The 17,839-nt window shown below is 62.7% G+C and carries 13 protein-coding genes, 1 tRNA gene and 1 pseudogene; 7 read left to right on the top strand and 8 right to left on the bottom strand.

Annotated elements, in window-relative coordinates; translation table 11 throughout:
- Positions 1-74 precede the first annotated feature (74 nt).
- A pseudogene (locus OKB81_RS09370) lies at positions 75-833 on the top strand (nucleoside-specific channel-forming Tsx family protein); the annotation flags it as partial.
- 102 nt (positions 834-935) lie between these two features.
- Here OKB81_RS09370 and OKB81_RS09375 read toward each other — a convergent pair.
- A complete protein-coding gene (locus OKB81_RS09375; protein ID WP_010673357.1) occupies positions 936-1,418 on the bottom strand; it encodes a YajQ family cyclic di-GMP-binding protein in 483 nt (160 codons plus the stop codon).
- Positions 1,419-1,776: 358 nt separating this feature from the next.
- Between OKB81_RS09375 and OKB81_RS09380 the strand changes: the two genes are divergently transcribed.
- The 3 genes from OKB81_RS09380 (at position 1,777) to OKB81_RS09390 (ending at position 5,140) form a co-directional block, all read left to right on the top strand.
- Complete coding sequence (locus OKB81_RS09380) at positions 1,777-2,724, top strand: ketopantoate reductase family protein (RefSeq protein WP_114523167.1); 948 nt, start codon at positions 1,777-1,779, stop codon at positions 2,722-2,724.
- A gap of 30 nt (positions 2,725-2,754) precedes the next feature.
- Entirely contained in the window at positions 2,755-3,330 is a 576-nt protein-coding gene (locus OKB81_RS09385; protein WP_114523166.1) for a DJ-1 family glyoxalase III, read from the top strand.
- Between the two features lie 319 nt (positions 3,331-3,649).
- Entirely contained in the window at positions 3,650-5,140 is a 1,491-nt protein-coding gene (locus OKB81_RS09390; RefSeq protein WP_114523165.1) for a SulP family inorganic anion transporter, read from the top strand.
- A gap of 145 nt (positions 5,141-5,285) precedes the next feature.
- Here OKB81_RS09390 and OKB81_RS09395 read toward each other — a convergent pair whose 3' ends face one another.
- Together OKB81_RS09395 and OKB81_RS09400 are read right to left on the bottom strand one after the other, a co-directional pair.
- Positions 5,286-6,365, bottom strand: coding sequence for an ATP-binding protein (locus OKB81_RS09395; protein ID WP_114523164.1), 1,080 nt, complete (start codon positions 6,363-6,365; stop codon positions 5,286-5,288).
- Positions 6,362-7,090: a response regulator gene (locus tag OKB81_RS09400; RefSeq protein ID WP_119197810.1), complete on the bottom strand. Its 729-nt coding sequence runs from the start codon at positions 7,088-7,090 to the stop codon at positions 6,362-6,364. The genes OKB81_RS09395 and OKB81_RS09400 overlap by 4 nt, the downstream gene beginning before the upstream one ends.
- 155 nt (positions 7,091-7,245) lie before the next feature.
- Here OKB81_RS09400 and OKB81_RS09405 point away from each other — a divergent pair, with 155 nt between their 5' ends.
- Positions 7,246-8,403, top strand: coding sequence for an efflux RND transporter periplasmic adaptor subunit (locus OKB81_RS09405; protein ID WP_160836554.1), 1,158 nt, complete (start codon positions 7,246-7,248; stop codon positions 8,401-8,403).
- Between the two features lie 14 nt (positions 8,404-8,417).
- Positions 8,418-11,546, top strand: coding sequence for a multidrug efflux RND transporter permease subunit (locus OKB81_RS09410; protein ID WP_270666079.1), 3,129 nt, complete (start codon positions 8,418-8,420; stop codon positions 11,544-11,546).
- A 422-nt stretch (positions 11,547-11,968) separates the two neighbouring features.
- Here OKB81_RS09410 and OKB81_RS09415 read toward each other — a convergent pair.
- Positions 11,969-12,056 (bottom strand) — tRNA-Ser (locus tag OKB81_RS09415).
- Between the two features lie 198 nt (positions 12,057-12,254).
- Here OKB81_RS09415 and OKB81_RS09420 point away from each other — a divergent pair.
- On the top strand, positions 12,255-13,004 hold the full coding sequence (locus tag OKB81_RS09420; RefSeq protein WP_103858963.1) for a DsbA family protein: 750 nt from the start codon (positions 12,255-12,257) through the stop codon (positions 13,002-13,004).
- A 174-nt stretch (positions 13,005-13,178) separates the two neighbouring features.
- On the opposite strand, the gene galE is transcribed toward OKB81_RS09420, so the two are convergent.
- The 4 genes from galE to OKB81_RS09440 form a co-directional block, all read right to left on the bottom strand.
- Positions 13,179-14,204, bottom strand: a complete 1,026-nt coding sequence (galE, locus tag OKB81_RS09425; protein WP_042017704.1) for a UDP-glucose 4-epimerase GalE — start codon at positions 14,202-14,204, stop codon at positions 13,179-13,181.
- A gap of 85 nt (positions 14,205-14,289) precedes the next feature.
- Complete coding sequence (locus tag OKB81_RS09430; protein ID WP_103858962.1) at positions 14,290-15,309, bottom strand: hybrid-cluster NAD(P)-dependent oxidoreductase; 1,020 nt, start codon at positions 15,307-15,309, stop codon at positions 14,290-14,292.
- Positions 15,310-15,409: 100 nt separating this feature from the next.
- Positions 15,410-17,059, bottom strand: coding sequence for a hydroxylamine reductase (gene hcp, locus OKB81_RS09435; protein WP_109112613.1), 1,650 nt, complete (start codon positions 17,057-17,059; stop codon positions 15,410-15,412).
- Between the two features lie 236 nt (positions 17,060-17,295).
- Positions 17,296-17,763 carry a Dps family protein gene (locus OKB81_RS09440; protein WP_010673329.1) on the bottom strand — a complete coding sequence of 156 codons (468 nt, stop codon included), beginning with the start codon at positions 17,761-17,763 and terminating at the stop codon, positions 17,296-17,298.
- Positions 17,764-17,839: the final 76 nt, after the last annotated feature.

A 17,839-nucleotide genomic window follows, 5' to 3' on the forward strand; every position in this document is an offset into this window, starting at 1 on the left:
AAAATCGTACTTGGCGCCGCTCAACTGATCGATACTTGATCAACTAGCGCAAAGAATGATCATGCGTCGGCCCTGCCGCCACTCCGGCCTTCGCTGCCGACTACAGCGGCGACATCCACAAGAACGACTACAAGTGGTTCCAGTTCAACGTGATGCACACCATCGACCAGCTGCCCTACGCTGAGTCCGAAGGTGGTTACAACGATACCTACTTCGAAATGGAGTTTGGTGGCCGTTCCGGTATCTTCGATCTGTACGGTTACGTCGACGTATTCGACATCTTCCAGAACCGTCACGACGACAAGCACAACCAGGACAACCTGTTCATCAAATTTGCACCGCGCATCTCCATCGATGCCATGACCGGCAAAGATCTCTCCTTCGGCCCGGTGCAGGAAGTCTACATCGCCAACCTGATCAACGTAGGTGGTCCGGATGGTCTGTTTGAAGCCATGACCGGTTTGGGTGCAGACGTCATGGTGCCTTGGTTCGGCAAAATGGGCATGAACCTGTATGCCCGTCACGTCAATGAAGGCGGTGGCGAGCAGGGCTGGAACGGCTATCAGTTCTCCATGAACTGGTTCAAGCCTTTCTACACCTTCTCCAACGGCAGCTTCGTAGCCTATCAGGGTTACCTGGATCACCTGTTTGATGCCAAGGACACTTCCACCGACGGTACCGCCATGTTCAACGGCCTGTACTGGCACTCCGACCGCTACGCCGTCGGTTACGGTCTGAAGTACTTCAACGACATCTACGGCATCCAGAACGGTTCCTACGGTCTGAAGACCACTGGTTTCGGCCACTACTTCTCCGTCACCTACAAGTTCTAATCGAACTCGTCACACGGACACAAAAAACCGGAGCAGCTGCTCCGGTTTTTTTATGCCCTCATGCTGGCAGTGGGGGGAGAGCCGCGCCCTCCCCGTTCGCCATCAATCGCGGAAGTTCTGGAACTGCATCGGCTGGCCCAGTTCGGCGCCACGCACCAGAGCCATGGTCTCTTGCAGATCGTCGCGCTTCTTGCCGGTGACCCGCACCTCGTCGCCCTGGATGGCGGCCTGCACCTTGATCTTGGAATCCTTGATGAGCTTCACCAGCTTCTTGGCCACTTCCTTGTCGATCCCCTGCTTGAACTTCACGGTCAGGTGGAAACGCTTGCCGGAGTGGACGCTGTCACCCACGTCCATGGAACTGTTCTCGATCTGGCGCTTGAGCAGGGCGCCACGCAGGATCTCGACCATCTGCTTGAGCTGGAAATCGGCGTCGGCTTCCAGCTTCACTTCTTCCTTGTTCAATTCGAAGCTGGCTTCCACACCACGAAAATCGAAACGGGTCGCCAGTTCACGGTTGGCGTTATCAACGGCGTTCAACACCTCGTTCATTTTGACTTCAGAGACAATATCGAATGACGGCATAGCCGGGCTCCTCATGCTGTACTTCAGGTTGTGCTGACAGGTGGGCAAATCTACCAGAAAACGGGCAAATTTGCTGATTTCGATGGGATTGCTCTGCTAGAATCCCCTGCGCACAGGAATGGTGAGACCCGTTAGAACCCGTTCAGGAGCGGTCGCGAGAGGTCCGACACTCGGTGAAGTGCAGCCCAGGAACCCGTATGGTCATGCATACATGAGGCTACCTGGCTGCGCATGAACCTTGAGCACGACCCGGCAACCAGCTCATGCACCGGTTCCAGGTATTCACCAAGCGACATCTTCCCTTATCCCGGGTTGGCGGTTGACAGGATGGCAGCCCTTCCCATGATCGAGCCTCTTCATGCCAAGCGGATTACGCGACAACAACCTGAAAACACGCCGTCACCCTGTCTCTCCCGAGTGGACCTTGCTGGGCTGCGGCGCCCTGGGTGGCGTCTTCGCCTCCCTGTTGACCCAAAGCGGCCAAGCAACCCGCCTCCTGCTGCGCGAGCGCCATCGTGCTACCTTGCACCCCGGCGTCGACTTTACCTCCCTTGAGGGGCATACCCAGCTCTTGGCCATCGAACGCGCCTTCATCGACAAGCCGGGCAGCATCAAACGCCTGCTGGTGATGACCAAGGCGGGGCAGGTGATATCGGCCCTCACTCCCCTGATCGGGCAACTGGCGGCAGGAGTGCCTATCGTGCTGCTGCACAACGGCATGGGGATCGCCGATCAGGTGGTCGCACTCTTCCCCGACAATCCGGTGATCGCCGGCGTCACCAGCCATGGCGCCATGCAGAGCGGCCACTTCGTGTTCCGCCACACCGGCAAGGGGGAGACCTGGCTGGGCCCAATCAACGAAGCGGCCCGTGCCCATGCCCACCTCGCCGACGAGCTGGCCAGCGCCCTGGGTCAGGCCGGCTGGGATGAGCAGATCCTGACACGCCAGTGGCAGAAACTCGCCGTCAACTGCGCCATCAATCCCCTCACCGCGCTCTACAAGCTCAAGAACGGCGAATTGGCCGGTCCGCGTTTTGCCGATGCCCTGCAGCAAATCTGTGTGGAAGTGGCTGACGTCATGCGGGCCGAAGGTCAGTCTACCGGCAGCGAAGAGCTGTTGCGCCGTGTCATGATGGTGGTGGAGCTCACCGCCGACAATTACTCTTCCATGTATCAAGACATGGAACAGGGCCGCGAGACCGAGATCGAGGCCATCACCGGCTTCCTGCTGAACAAGGCCGCCCTTCACGGTATCGCGGTGCCGGTCAATCAGGGCCTCTATCAGGCCGTCAAAGAGAAGCGCTGAGCAGAGCAGCTGGCAAGCAAGGAGTGCTAGATGAGCGTACTGGTATTGGTGGCCCCCGGGTCGGAAGAGATAGAGACGGTTGCCATCGTCGATACCCTGGTTCGGGGTGGCATCGATGTGGTGCTGGCCTCCTGTTGCCCCACCGGAGCGCGCCAGATCCGCGCCTCTCGCGGGGTGCAACTGGTGGCGGATTGCCATCTCGACGAGCTGACTACCCGTGACTTCGATGCCATGGTCGTACCGGGCGGTCTGCCCGGCAGCGAAGTGATCCGCGACACCCCCCTCGCCATCGACCTGCTACGGGAGCAGGCAGGCCTCGGCCGCTGGCGCGCCGCCATCTGTGCCGCACCCGCCGTGGTACTGCACCATCACGGCTTGCTGGGAGATGCGAGCATCACCTGCCACCCGGGCTTTCAGGCCCGTCTGCCCGCGACACAATTGAGCACGGCAAGGGTAGTGACCGATGAAGCCCATCGCCTGATCACCAGCCAGGGCCCAGGCACCGCCATCGAGTTCGCTCTCGAGATAGTACGGGTACTGCGAGGTGACGAGGCCGCCCGTACGGTGGCCAGTCCCATGGTGTTGCCCCCTTCGCTATCGCCATAACCACATCGGGCACTCCTATGAAAGCGGCAGAGCCCCCTTGTTTGGTCTATGTTGGCTGCTCTTGTGCTAGATAAAACAATCCGGGCTTCCCCGGCCTGGCACCGACTGTTAACATGTGCCCCTTATGCCTGTTATGTGCTCTGGGGTGGCCGTCACGCCGCCCTGACCCTGCCCTGTGCGGCCTCTGCCGCCTGACTCCGGTTATGCCGACCGGCCGGTTTACCCGGCCATCAACAGCCAATCCAACCCTGTGATCCCCGCCATTTCCCCTGATTTGCGGGCCTGTGGCCATGGATCCTCAACGAGCGAGAAAATCCCCATGCTGGAACGTGCAAGACAAGAGTGGTTCTCCAACATACGGGGCGATCTGCTGTCGGGCATCGTCGTCGCCCTGGCGCTGATCCCGGAGGCCATCGCCTTCTCCATCATTGCGGGCGTCGACCCCAAGGTCGGCCTCTATGCCTCCTTCTGCATCGCCGTGGTCATCGCCTTCGTCGGCGGTCGTCCCGGCATGATTTCCGCCGCCACCGGCGCCATGGCACTCCTGATGGTGACCCTGGTCAAGGAACATGGCCTGCAGTATCTGCTGGCAGCCACCCTGCTCACCGGCCTCTTCCAGATAGCGGCGGGCTACCTCAGGCTCGGCAGCCTGATGCGATTCGTCTCCCGCTCCGTGGTGACCGGCTTCGTCAACGCCCTGGCCATCCTTATCTTCATGGCCCAGCTGCCCGAGCTCACCAACGTCACCTGGCAGGTCTACGCCATGACCGCGGCCGGGCTTGGCATCATCTATCTGTTCCCGCTCGTTCCCGTGGTGGGCAAACTGCTCCCCTCCCCCCTGCTGTGCATCGTCATCCTGACGGCGGTGGCCATCACCCTGGGCATCGACATCCGTACCGTGGGCGACATGGGCGAGCTGCCCGATACCCTGCCGGTCTTCCTCTGGCCCGACGTGCCCCTCAATCTGGAGACCCTGGCCATCATCTTCCCCTATTCAGCGGGGCTGGCGGTGGTGGGACTGCTCGAGTCCATGATGACGGCAGCCATCGTCGACGAGATGACCGACACCCCAAGCGATCGCAACCGCGAGTGCAAGGGTCAGGGGATCGCCAACATCGGCGCCGGTCTGCTGGGAGGCATGGCGGGGTGCGCCATGATTGGCCAGTCCGTCATCAACATCAAATCCGGTGGCCGCGGCCGCCTCTCCACCTTCGTGGCGGGGACCCTGCTCATCCTGATGGTGGTCTTCATGGATGAGTGGATCCGTCAGATCCCCATGGCAGCCCTGGTGGCCGTGATGATCATGGTCTCCATCGGCACGTTTTCCTGGGAGTCGGTATGCAACCTGAAGAGCCACCCCCTCTCCACCAACCTGGTGATGGTGACCACCGTCGCCGTGGTGGTCGCGACCCACAACCTGGCACTCGGGGTCTTCGTGGGGGTGCTGCTCGCCTCTCTCTTCTTCGCCCACAAGGTTGCCCGCGTCATGCTGGTCAAGAGCGACAGCGAGCGCAGCGGCGCCGTGCGTACCTATCTGGTGCGGGGCCAGGTCTTCTTTGCCAGCGCCGAGCAGTTCCTGGCCGGTTTCGATTTCAGGGAGGAAGTGGAGAAGGTGGTCATCGACCTGACGCACGCCCACTTCTGGGACATCACCGCCATCACGGCCCTCGACAAGGTGGTCATCAAGTTCCGCCGTGAGGGGAAAGAGGTGGCGGTCATCGGCCTGAACGACGCCAGTGCCACCCTGGTCGATCGCTTTGCCATCCACGACAAATGCCAGGAGGGAGAGCCCCTGCTGGCCGAGCATTGATCCCGGTGCGCCCCATGAGGGCGCTGCCTGCAAGCCATAAAAAAAGCCCGTCTCTCCCCATGAGATGGGCTTTTTTGGGCTGTTGGATCACAGTCAACACACGCGCCTCGGCGCTCCCATCCTCAACCGATGCAGCAATGCGGGGTCATGACCTGCCGTCAGGGTGCAAGAGGGGCCAGGAAAGCAGGAACAGGGTGCCGCCCCGCCCGCCGGATTGGCAGACCGCACTGCCGCCGTGAGCCTCGGCAATGGCCTTGACCACGGCCAGCCCGAGCCCGCTACCGCCACTCTTGCGTGAGCGTGACGGATCCCCCCGGCGAAACGCCTCGAAGATATGGGCGGCGACCTCCTCGCTGATGCCGGGCCCTTCGTCTTCCACGCTCAGGATGCACTGGGTGCCCGAACGATGCAGGCGCACTGTCAGCATGCCCGGCACCCCATGCTTCTGGGCATTTTCCAGCAGCGCCATCAGGGCCTGACGGATGCGAAGAGCATCGCAACAGACCCAGAGTTCGGCATCGAGCTCCCGCTTGATAGTGAAACCGCTCGCGGCCAGGGGGGTGGCAAACGCCTCAAGCACCACGGCAAGCTCGTCGGCCAGCCTGATCGCCTCTCGTTGCAGCTCCAGGTGGCCGCTGTCGTTGAGACTGAGTACCCGCAAGTCTTCGATCAGGTGGGTCAATCCCTCCACCTGGCGCAACAAACCTTCAAAGAGCGCACGTTCTGGCGGAAATACCCCTTCGGCCAGCCCCTGCAAGCGGCCACGCAAGATGGTCACCGGGGTGCGCAATTCGTGGGCGATGGCGGCATTCCAGAACTCCCGCTCACGGGTCATGCTCTGCAGCCGTTCGGCCATGGTGTTGAAGTCCCGCACCAGTTGCGCCGTCTCCCCGATCGCCTGTTCATCCAGCGGCACGCGCGCATCGAGTTTGCCCTCTGCCACCTCGCGCAGGCTGTTCGCCACCGAATTGAGCGGAGTCAGGATGCGGCGAGAGAGGCGCACCGCCACGTACAGCGCCATCCCCAATGCAATGAGAATGGTCGAGCCAATCCAGATCATCTCGACCCTGGAGGGCATCCAGCTCTCAGAGATGCTGCCAGGCACATAGGTCACGGCAATGGCGTAGAACACATAGGTGCCGATCACCGCGAGGCAGATGATGCCGAGCGCCATCAGCCCCAGGGAGCGGATGATTTGCCTGCGCAGGCCGGGTGCCGATGTCACGCATCACCCCCGAAGCGATAGCCGACGCCCCAGACACTGGCGGGCACCCCCTGGATGCCCTGTGCCTCCAGCTTCTTGCGCAGCTTGCTGATGTGGCTGTCCACCGTGCGCTCCTGGGTATCCCCCTCCGGCAGGCAGTGGGTCAGCAGTTCGGCGCGGCTGAACACCCGCTTGGGTGCCCGCATCAGAGAGGCGAGCAACTTGAACTCGGTAAGGGTCAGATCCAGCACCTGCTGCCCCTCATCGCGGCAAATGCTGGCCTCGTGGCTCTCCAGATCGATCTGGAAGGGGCCGACCCGCAGCACCCGGGCCATGGTCTGCTTCGCAGCCTGGCTGCGTCTGAGCACCGCCTGTACCCGGGCCACCACTTCGGCCGGGTTGAAGGGTTTGACCACATAGTCATCCGCCCCCATGCGCAGCCCCATCAGCTTGTCGAGGTCCTGATCCAGGGCGGTCAGCATGATCACCGGCGTGTCGCCACGGGCCCGGATCTCGCTGAGCACCTGCCAGCCATCGAGCTGCGGCATCTGCACATCCAGCAACAGGAGATCGGGTTTGCATGTCTGGTGCATGGCCAGGGCTTCGCGGCCATCGACGGCATGCAGGGTGCGCAATCCGTGGCGTTGCAGGTAAGCGGCGAGGATGTCGGCTATCTCGGCTTCATCCTCTGCAATCAGTACCAGTGACTGGGCCGCCGGGTTGGCGGAAGCAGGAAGATACGACATGGTCGGACTCGAAAATGGTGGGCTTGAACTTTATCACCGCCTCCATGGATTCTCCACAAAGCCTCGAATCATTCGCAATAGCCCCTCTCCATAATACCCGTTCGATGTGCTCTCGCGGCAGCACCATGCCCGGGAGACGGTTTAACGAGGTGAGTATGATGTTTGTCAAACAGCGGTATGCGGGCACCCTGCTCGCCGTCATTGCCGTATTCGGATTGGCAGGTTGCGATGGGGCGTCGCAAGCGCAAGATGCGCCGACCCGTCCTCAGGTGTCGGTGATGACGCTGGCAGGTCAGGACCTGGTCATCAGCGAGGATCTGCCCGCCCGGGTGGCCGCGGTGCGAAGCGCCGAAATTCGGGCCCAGATTAGCGGCATCGTGCAGCGCCGCCTGTTCGAGCAGGGCGCCGAAATCGGCGCAGGCACCGTGCTGTTCCAGATAAATCCGGCCCCCTTCAAGGCGGATGTCGACAGCGCCGCCGCCGCATTGCAGCGCGCGGAGGCCGTGCTGGCCCGCGCCCGTATCCAGATTGACCGTCTGGTGCCACTGCTGCGCACCGAGGCCATCAGCCGCCAGACCTATGACGATGCGGTCTCCCAGCGTGATCAGGCGGCCGCCGACGTGGCTCAGGCCAGGGCGACCCTGGCCCGGCACCAGCTGAACCTGCAATTTGCCAGCGTGGAAGCCCCCATCGCCGGGCGCATCGATCAGGCACTGGTGAGTGAAGGGGCCCTGGTGTCCCCCACCGACGCCACCCCCATGGCCAGGATCCAGCAGATCGATCAGGTCTACGTCGATGTGCGTCAACCGGCCTCTGTGCTCGACACCCTGCGCCAGCAGGCTGGCTCGACGGCACCGGAACTGACGGTGGATATCCTCGGCAGCGACGGCAAGCCGCTCGGCATGCAGGGGCACATCCTCTTCTCCGGCATCGAGGTGGATGCCGGGACCGGTGACGTACTGCTGCGGGTACTGGTGGACAACCCGGAGCGGCGGCTCTTGCCCGGCCTCTACGTACAGGCGCGCATTCCCCGTGCCCGCTATGCCAACGCCCTGAGCGTGCCTCAGCAGGCGGTGGTGCGCACATCGGGCCAGACCAGCGTGTGGGTGGTGGATGGCCAGGGGCAGGCACAACTGGTTCCGGTCAACACCGCTGAACTGGTGAATAGCCAGTACCGCATCGCGTCCGGGCTCAACGCCGGACAGCGGGTGGTGATCGAGGGGATCGACCGCCTGACCCCGGGGACGCAAGTCATTGCCCATCCCTGGCAATCCCCCGCCGTCAGCCAGCAGGCTGACGCCGGTAACCGTTGAATCGGAGACATTTCATGCCGCAGTTTTTCATTCATCGCCCGGTGTTTGCCTGGGTGATCGCCCTCTTCATCGTGCTGGCGGGGGTCATCGCCATCCCCAAGCTGCCCATCTCCCGCTATCCCTCGGTGGCGCCGGTTTCGGTGACCCTCTATGCCACCTATCCGGGCGCCACGCCGCAGACCCTGAACGATGCGGTGGTGAGCCTTATCGAGCGCGAGCTGTCCGGGGTGAAGAACCTGCTCTACTTCGAGTCGTCGGTAGATGCCTCCGGCAGCGCGCAGATCACCGCCACCTTCAAGCCGGGCACCGATCCGGAGCTGGCCCAGATGGACGTGCAAAACCGCATCAAGGCGGTCGAGCCTCGCTTGCCACAGGCGGTGCGGCAAACCGGCCTGCAGGTGGAGTCCGCCTCGTCCGGCTTTCTGATGATGGTCGGCATGACTTCACCGGATGGCCGCTTCGATGAGGTCGCGCTGAACGACTACATGGCCCGCAATATCGTGCAGGAGCTGCGCCGCATCGACGGCGTGGGGCGAGTGCAGCTGTTCGGCGCCGAGCAGGCCATGCGCATCTGGGTGGATCCGGGCAAGCTCGCCGCCTACGGGTTGACCATCAGCGAGGTGGCGCAGGCCATCGAGCAGCAGAACGTGCAGATTGCACCGGGGCGCCTCGGCGACGAACCCGCCCTGCCTGGCCAGCGACTGACGGTTCCCCTCACGGTACAGGGGCAGCTGACCACTCCCGAGGCGTTCGCCGCCATCGTACTGCGGGCAGGTGCCGATGGCGCCAAGCTGGTGCTGGGTGACGTGGCCCGGGTCGAGCTGGGGGCGCAATCCTACGCCTTTTCCAACCGCGAGAACGGGGTGGCTGCCACCAGCGCCGCCATCCAGCTCTCCCCCGGCGCCAACGCCGTGCGCACCGCCGATGCGGTACGCACTCGTCTTGCCCAGCTTGCCCCCACCCTGCCGGCGGGCATGGCCTATTCGATCCCGTTCGACTCGGCCCCCTTCGTCAAGGTCTCCATCGACAAGGTGATCCACACCCTGCTGGAAGCCATGGTGCTGGTGTTCCTGGTGATGTTTCTCTTCCTGCAGAACCTGCGCTACACCCTGATCCCGGCCATCGTCGCCCCCATCGCCCTGCTTGGCACCTTCGCGGTGATGCTACTGGCCGGCTTTTCCATCAACTCCCTGACCATGTTCGGCATGGTGCTGGCCATCGGCATCATCGTCGACGACGCCATCGTGGTGGTGGAGAACGTCGAGCGCCTGATGGCCACCCAGGGGCTATCGCCCAGGGAGGCGACATCGCGGGCCATGAAGGAGATCACCGGGGCGGTGATCGGCATCACCCTGGTGCTCACGGCGGTGTTCATCCCCATGGCGTTCGGCAGCGGCTCCGTGGGGGTCATCTACCAGCAGTTCACCCTGTCGATGGCGGTGTCGATCCTGATTTCCGCCTTCCTCGCCCTGACCCTGACGCCAGCGCTCTGCGCCACCCTGCTGCGTCCGGTCAGCCCGAGTCACCATGAGAAGCTCGGCTTCTTCGGCGCCTTCAACCGGGGCGTCGAGCGGCTCACCGCAGGCTACGACGTTCGGGTCACCCGGCTGGTCGGGCGCAGCGGACGCATGATGGCTACCTTCGCCGCCCTCTGCGCCGTGCTGGCCATCGCCGCCACCCAGTTGCCCTCCTCTTTCCTGCCGGACGAGGATCAGGGCTACTTCATGACCTCCATCCAGCTGCCGACCGGCGCCACCAGCGAGCGCACCCTGGCCGTCATCAAGGAGTTCGAGGCCCATGTGGCCTCTCGCGAGGCGCTCGACACCAATCTGGTGGTGCAAGGCTTCAGCTTCTCCGGCGCCGGCCCCAATGCGGCCATGGCCTTCACCATGCTCAAAGAGTGGGACCTGCGTCATGGTGCCACGGCTGCCGAAGAGGCTGAGCTGGCACAGGCCGCCATGGCCAACAGCAAGGAAGGCACCGTGATGAGCCTGCTGCCGCCCGCCATCGACGAACTGGGCACCTCTTCGGGTTTCACGCTCTTCCTGCAAGACAGGGCCAACCAGGGGGAGGCCGCGCTGCTGGCCGCCCAGGCGCAACTGCTGGCACTGGCGGCCCAAAGCGAAGTGGTGAGCGATGTCTATCCCGACAGCCTGCCCCCCGGCGAGAGCATTCACCTCGAGATCAACCGGCAGAAGGCCGAGGCCATGGGACTCTCGTTCACCAGCGTGAGCAGCACCCTGTCGGCGGCGATGGGATCGCTCTACATCAACGACTTTCCCAACGGCGGGCACATGCAGCAGGTCATCCTGCAGGCCGACGCGTCGGCGCGCATGCAGCTCGATGACGTACTCGGCGTGCGGGTGCGCAATGCCAGCGGCGGCATGGTGCCCCTGCGGGAGGTGGTGACGCCGACCTGGCGCCAGTCGCCGCAACAGATGATGCGCTTCGAGGGCTTCCCCGCCGTGCGTCTCTCCGGGAGTGCCGCCCCCGGGGTGTCCAGTGGCGCCGCGATGGCGGAAATGGATCGCCTGGTGGCGCAATTGCCGCCAGGCTTCGCCCTGGCCTGGACGGGACAGTCGCTGCAGGAGCGCCAGTCGGCGGCCGAGGCCCCCCTGCTGATGCTGCTGTCGGCGCTGGTGGTCTTCCTGGTGCTGGCCGCGCTCTACGAGAGCTGGTCCATTCCGCTCTCCGTGATGCTGGTGGTCCCCCTGGGCCTGCTCGGCGCCGTGGCGGCGGTGATGCTGCGCGGCATGCCCAACGACGTCTTCTTCAAGGTGGGCATGATCACCATCATCGGCCTGTCGGCCAAGAACGCCATCCTCATCGTGGAGTTTGCCCGCCAGTTGCATGGCGAAGGGCGCTCGCTGCTTGACGCTGCGGTGACCGCCGCACGCCTGCGTCTGCGCCCCATCCTGATGACATCACTCGCCTTCACCCTCGGTGTGGTGCCGCTGATGCTTGCCAGCGGTGCCAGCGCGGAGACCCAGCATGCCATCGGCACCGGCGTGTTCGGCGGCATGATCAGCGGCACCCTGCTGGCCATCTTCTTCGTGCCGGTCTTTTTTGTCTTCGTCATCGGCACCCAGGCGCGCATTCAGGCCTGGAGGGCCAGACGAGCCACGCAGCGGAGAGCGTCATGATGTTGCCCCCTGATGTCTGGCGCTCGGCAATGCCGGCAGGGGGCTGCAGGGAGTGGCTCTCAGCCCTCACTTCCAGTGTCATCACGGGCGCTGTGGTGGCGGCCAAGGTGAGAAGGCATGGGCTGGCAGGAGAGCACGGGAGGCGGGATTATCGTCACTGGCGGCAGCAATCTAACGGCCCAGACAATGACAGCGTTCAGACAACAGAGGCCATCGAGACCGTGAAAGAGACAGGCTCGGCGTTCGAGCCAGACATCCACCGGACTGACGGGCAGCCTGGCCGTGCTCGTCCGCATCTTGTTGGCCACCATTGAAGGAACTGACGGGTGGGAGAGCCCCGCTCAGGTTGTCACTCAATGGCACCTGCATGTAGCACGCGAATACGAAAAGCCCAACTGAATAAATCAGTTGGGCTATATAGATGGCGGAGGAGGTGGGATTTGAACCCACGGATGGTCGCCCATCGCCGGTTTTCAAGACCGGTGCATTCAGCCGCTCTGCCACCCCTCCGCAGCAGTGCGACGCATATTACCCATGCCCCCAGCCCTTGTAAATCCCCACTCCGTTTGTTTGCCCATTTATTGGGCTATCTGGCGCACAAAACCGGCAAAACCGCTACAAACCGTGCTTTTTCAAGCGTATGGCTTGACTTGAAAACAGACTCACCCACTATAGGGGCCACTACCACATCCCCAGCAAGATGGACTTATGAGAATCAAACATGCCCTGTTCGCCGCCCTGACCGGCGCGACCCTGCTTGCGGCGCCCGTGCAGGCGAGCGAGCTGACCAAGAGCGATGTCGAGCAGATCGTGCGCGACTATCTGGTCAAGAATCCGGAGATCCTGGTCGAGATGTCCAACGCCCTGCGTGCCAAGCAGGAGAGCCAGCAGGCCGAGAACGACAAGACGCTGATAGAAGCCCATGCCAAGCAGCTCTTCGCCAACCAGGATCCCGAGAGCGGCAATCCCAAGGGCAGCCTGACGGTGGTGGAGTTCTTCGACTACAACTGCGGCTACTGCAAGCGCGCTCATCCTCTCATTCAGCAACTGCTCTCTGAGGACAAGGAGATCCGCTACATCTACAAGCAGTTCCCCATCCTGAGCGAAACCTCCTACTACGCCGCCCGCGCGGCGCTGGCGGTGAAGCTCGGCCAGCCCGACAAATACCAGACCTTCCACGACAAGCTGTACGCCCATCAGGGGCCCCTCTCCGACGAAGCCCAGGTGAAAGACATCGCCAGAGCCGCCGGCGTGGACTGGAGCAAGGTCGAGGCGAAGATCAAGGACGGCAGCATCGATCAGAATCTGGGTACCAACCGGGCGCTGGCCGAAGCCATGGCTATTTCCGGCACCCCGGCCTTCATCATCGGCGATCAGATCCTGCGCGGCGCACCGCGGGATCTGGCCAGCCTCAAGGCCATCATCAAGGATGTCCGCGCCGGCAAGAGCATTCAGTAACCCGCGCGTTGTGCATGAAAAAACGCCCCGGCATGCCGGGGCGTTTTGCTATTCATGCTGCAAACCATCAGGTCTGATGGGCCGTCGCGAGAAGCTGTCAGCAAGGCGAAGAGCAGCGCAGGGACCCGAGTTTATATGAATAAATGAGGTTCCTGAGCAGCGCATGACCCTTGATCACGGCTTCGCAGCAGGGCCATAACCGTTCGGGTTCTGGCTTTGCCAGCGCCAGGTATCCACCATCATCTGCTCCAGACCCCGCTCAGCCTGCCAGCCCAGCTCGTCACGGGCCAGGGCCGGTTCAGCCCAGCACTCGGCAATGTCGCCGGGGCGACGGGGCTTGATCTGGTAGGGAATGGCACGGCCACTGGCTGCCTCGAACGCCTTGACCATCTCCAGCACGGAATAGCCCTGACCGGTGCCAAGGTTATAGGTGAAGACGCCGGTATCACTCTTGATGCGGGCCAACGCTTTGAGGTGACCGATGGCGAGATCCACCACGTGGATATAGTCGCGCACCCCGGTGCCGTCTGGGGTCGGATAGTCGTTGCCAAAGACCCCCAGCTCCTTGAGCTTGCCCACGCCGACCTGACTGATGTAAGGCAGCAGGTTGTTGGGGATGCCGTTGGGATCTTCACCGATGAGGCCGCTCTCGTGAGCCCCCACCGGGTTGAAGTAGCGCAGCAGCACGATGGCCCAGCGAGGATCGGATTTGGAGAGGTCACGCAGGATCTCTTCAACCATCAGCTTGGAGCGGCCATAGGGGTTGGTGGCGCTGGTGGGGAAATCTTCCCGCAGGGGTACCGAGGCCGGATCCCCATAGACGGTGGCCGAGGAGCTGAACACCAGCCGGAACACGCCGGCCCTGGCCATCTCTTCGCACAGCACCAGGGTGCCGGTCACGTTGTTCTGATAGTAGGTGAGCGGGATCTGGCCGGATTCCCCCACCGCCTTGAGGCCGGCGAAGTGGATCACGGATGCTATCCTGTGTTCGGCAAACAGCCGTTGCAGGCAGGCTCTGTCCAGAATGTCCCCTTCCACGAAGGTGACCGGCTTGCCGGTGATCCGCTCGACCCGCTTGAGAGACTCGGGGGAAGCATTGGAGAGGTTGTCCAGTACTACGACCTGCTGCCCGGTACCAAGCAGCTCGACCAGGGTGTGGGAACCGATGTAACCGGCTCCCCCCGTCACCAGAATTGTCATTTTTTATCCCGTACTTTGCTGAAACTGGGGTTGAGTCTACCCGCACGACCCGCCCGAGAAAAGCTCGGGATACCAATGACGCCCGTCAATACTCCAGGCTCACATCCCCTCTGGCGGTGCAGGAACAGGCCAGCGCAACCCCGTTCTCGAGGTCCTGCGCGCTCAGGGTCATCACGCTCTGGCGCTCGATTTCGCCTTCCGTGGTGCAGCGACAGGCGCCGCACACCCCGGCGCGGCAAGCGGCCATCATGGTCTCCCCCACCCCCTCCAGTGCCGCCAGCAGGGTCTGGCCAGGCAGTATCTTCACTTTCTTGCCGCTCTTTTTGAGGGTTAGCCAGAAGTGGTCGCTATCGGCCGCAACTGGCGCCGCGCTTGAGGCCACCCCAGGCAGGCCGAACGACTCCTGATGCAACTGCTCGGGGGGCAGCCCGAGCCCGGCCAGCATCTCGCTCACCACCGCCATATAGGGGGCTGGCCCGCACAGATAGACATGGCGGCTCAAGAGATCCGGCGCCAATTCCTTGAGCATCCCCGGTGTGAGCCGGCCAACCCAGGGATGAGCCGTTGGCGCCTCTTCCCCTACTTTCTCCAGCACTAAAGCATGGCGCACACCGGCATGAGCCTCGGCCAGCGAAGCCAGTTCCCTCGCGAAGATCACATCCCCGGGGGTTCTGGCGCTGTGAATAAAGCGGATATCGGCGTCCGGCCGCTTGGCGAGCTCGTCCCGCAGCATGGCCCACATGGGGGTGATACCGGAGCCGGCGCTGAGCAGCAGCGGCCGCTCGCAGGGGAGCGCGGTCAGGTGAAAATCGCCGAAGGGGCCGTCTACCCGGATCTCGTCCCCCACTTGCAGGCTCTGGTGCAGATGGTGAGAGACCAGCCCCACATCCTTGATGGTGACCTGCCAGAAAGGATCCTGCGGGCTGGAGGAGAGGGTGTAGGCGCGGCAGTGGGGATGGCCGTCAATCATCGTGTGCAGGGTGACGCACTGGCCAGCCAGCACGGAGGGCAGGTCGCCAGCCAGGGGTTCAAATTGCCAGCTCGCCACGTCGTGGGTCTCTGCCCGGCGGGCTATACAGCGCAGGCTCAAAGAGGTGGAGGTCATCGCAAGGCTCCTCTTGCTCGGAAATAGCGTTGAAAAAAGGCGAGCCATCAGGCTCGCCAAAGGCTTACAACATGCTGAGCGTGTAAGGCTGTATCTTTGCTCAGGCCGCCAGGATCTCGGCGAGATCCGCGTCTGCCGTGGTGGTTCCTTTCAGGCCGAACTGCTCCTCCAGCACCTTGAGCAGGGCCGGGGTGAGGAAGGCCGGGGCGGTCGGGCCGGTGCGGATGTCCTTCACACCGAGCGCCAGCAGGGTGAGCAAAATGACGATGGCTTTTTGCTCGAACCAGGAGAGCACCAGGGTCAGGGGCAGATCGTTGACGCCGCACTCGAACGCGTCGGCGAGCGCCAGCGCCAGCTGGATGGCGGAGTAGGCATCGTTGCACTGACCCACGTCCAGCAGACGGGGAATGCCGCCGATGTCGCCGAAGTCGAGCTTGTTGAACTTGTACTTGCCGCAGCCCAGGGTCAGCAGCAGGCTGTCCTGCGGGATCGCCTTGGCAAACTCGGTGTAGTAGGCGCGCTCGGCACGGTCACCGTCACATCCCCCCACCAGGAAGAAGTGGCTGATTTCGCCAGCCTTGACCTTGTCGATCACCGCAGGAGCGGCCTGCATCAGGGCGTTGCGGGCAAAACCGATGGTGATGAAGTGCTCGAGCTCAACGTGCTTGAAGCCTTCCAGCGCTTGCGCCTTGGCGATAACGGCGGAGAAATCTTCCCCTTCCAGGTGGGTCACACCGGGCCAGCCGACGATAGAGCGGGTGAAGATGCGATCCGAGTAGTTGCCCACGTTCGGGTCGATGATGCAGTTGGAGGTCATCACCACGGCGCCCGGGAAGTTGGCAAACTCCTTCTGCTGGTTCTGCCAGGCGGAGCCATAGTTACCCACCAGGTGCGGGTACTGCTTGAAGAAGGGGTAGGCCAGGGCCGGCAGCATCTCGCCGTGGGTGTAGACCTTGATGCCAGTGCCCCTGGTCTGCTCCAGGATGAGCTTGAGATCCACCATGTCGTGGCCGGAGACCAGGATGCACTTGCCCGGTACCGGAGTGACGCGTACCTGGGTCGGCTCGGGGTGGCCGAAGGCGGTGGTTTCACCGAGATCCAGCATCTCCATGATCTTGAAGTTCAGCAGGCCAATATCCATGGCGCACTTGAACAGGAGATCCAGATCGCAGGGATCCGTGCCGAGCCAGCTCATGATGCGATGGAATTCGGCGGCGACCCCGGCATCCTGCTGATCCAGCACCCGGGCGTGTTCCATGTAGGCGGCGGCGCCCTTGAGGCCGTAGAGGCAGAGCAGGCGCAGCCCCATGATGTCTTCGTTGACCTCGTTCTTGCCCCGGTTGACCGCGGTCTGCGGCGCCTGGGCAAGCTGGGCCAGCAGATCGGCACCCGGTTCGAAGCTGGCCGCGGCGGGCAGCGTGTCGGCCTGCACCGCCAGCGGTGCCAGCTTGGCGGCCAGTTGCTGGCGATAGGCCAGCGCCTGGTTGACGTAGGCGACGATGCGAGCGGAGTCGAAGTTGACGTTGGTGAGGGTGGCAAAGAACGCCTTGGGCACGAAAGCGTCTATTTCGCTGTCGACGATGCCGTGCTCGCGGGCCGCCAGGGCCCAGGCGCTGAGCCCTTGCAGGGTATAGATCAGCACATCCTGCAGATCAGAAGTTTCAGCCGTCTTGCCGCACATGCCTTGTGCATAGGCGCAGCCGTTGCCTGCCGGGGTACGAATAGTCTGTTCACATTGCACACAAAACATCATGTCTCTCCTAATTGGACATTTCAGTTATCTGTTTTGTGGCGATTCTATTCCGCTCCTGGAAAACTTAATAGGCATTCAATTTACCAATTAACATTTCATTGATGCAGATCAAATAGAAAAAAGCCGCCCAAATCGGGCGGCAAGCGGGTGGGAAATCAAGGAGAGACAACTCGGGTTTGCAACAACAGGGGCAATGATACGGGCCGGGGCATGGGCAGCCGGCCCCAGGTTCATCAGGCCAGATAGGCGCGCAGCATCCAGACCAGTTTTTCCTGCTGCTGCACATAGTCGGAGAGGATGGATGCAGTCCCTTCATCACCGGCATCAGCGGCCTGACCCAGGATGCGGCGCTGGGCGACCAGCAGTTCGCGGAAGCTCGCCAGCAGGGATTCCACGCAGGCACGACCGTCATGCAGCCCCTTCTGCTCGGGGATGGCGGACACCTGGATGTAGTCGCTGAAGCTGTGCAGGGGCACGCCATCCAGGGTCAGAATGCGTTCGGCCAGGGCATCGACTTTCAGCAGCAGGTCGTTGTAGATCTCTTCGAATTTCAGGTGCAGCTCGAAGAACTGGTTGCCGCGGATGTTCCAGTGGAAGCCACGGACGTTCATGTAGAGGATCTGGTAGCTGGCCAGCAGCTTGTTGAGCTCGGCGGCCAGGGCTTGTGATTGAACGGTATCAAGACCAATGGGGCTCTTCATGATTCACCTCCAGGTGGTAAGCATTATCGGGAACGGAGTCAGCTTATCCAGAAGCAGACTCAAAGGACAATCGTCT

This window comes from Aeromonas sp. QDB56 (assembly GCF_027705505.1).
Classification (GTDB): domain Bacteria; phylum Pseudomonadota; class Gammaproteobacteria; order Enterobacterales; family Aeromonadaceae; genus Aeromonas; species Aeromonas caviae.

Coding starts and splice junctions, on each gene's coding strand:
- OKB81_RS09375 (WP_010673357.1), bottom strand. CDS start 1,418: ATGCCGTCATTCGATATTGTCTCTGAAGTCAAAATGAACGAGGTGTTG.
- OKB81_RS09380 (WP_114523167.1), top strand. CDS start 1,777: ATGCCAAGCGGATTACGCGACAACAACCTGAAAACACGCCGTCACCCT.
- OKB81_RS09385 (WP_114523166.1), top strand. CDS start 2,755: ATGAGCGTACTGGTATTGGTGGCCCCCGGGTCGGAAGAGATAGAGACG.
- OKB81_RS09390 (WP_114523165.1), top strand. CDS start 3,650: ATGCTGGAACGTGCAAGACAAGAGTGGTTCTCCAACATACGGGGCGAT.
- OKB81_RS09400 (WP_119197810.1), bottom strand. CDS start 7,090: ATGTCGTATCTTCCTGCTTCCGCCAACCCGGCGGCCCAGTCACTGGTA.
- OKB81_RS09405 (WP_160836554.1), top strand. CDS start 7,246: ATGATGTTTGTCAAACAGCGGTATGCGGGCACCCTGCTCGCCGTCATT.
- OKB81_RS09410 (WP_270666079.1), top strand. CDS start 8,418: ATGCCGCAGTTTTTCATTCATCGCCCGGTGTTTGCCTGGGTGATCGCC.
- OKB81_RS09420 (WP_103858963.1), top strand. CDS start 12,255: ATGAGAATCAAACATGCCCTGTTCGCCGCCCTGACCGGCGCGACCCTG.
- galE (WP_042017704.1), bottom strand. CDS start 14,204: ATGACAATTCTGGTGACGGGGGGAGCCGGTTACATCGGTTCCCACACC.
- OKB81_RS09430 (WP_103858962.1), bottom strand. CDS start 15,309: ATGACCTCCACCTCTTTGAGCCTGCGCTGTATAGCCCGCCGGGCAGAG.
- hcp (WP_109112613.1), bottom strand. CDS start 17,059: ATGTTTTGTGTGCAATGTGAACAGACTATTCGTACCCCGGCAGGCAAC.
- OKB81_RS09440 (WP_010673329.1), bottom strand. CDS start 17,763: ATGAAGAGCCCCATTGGTCTTGATACCGTTCAATCACAAGCCCTGGCC.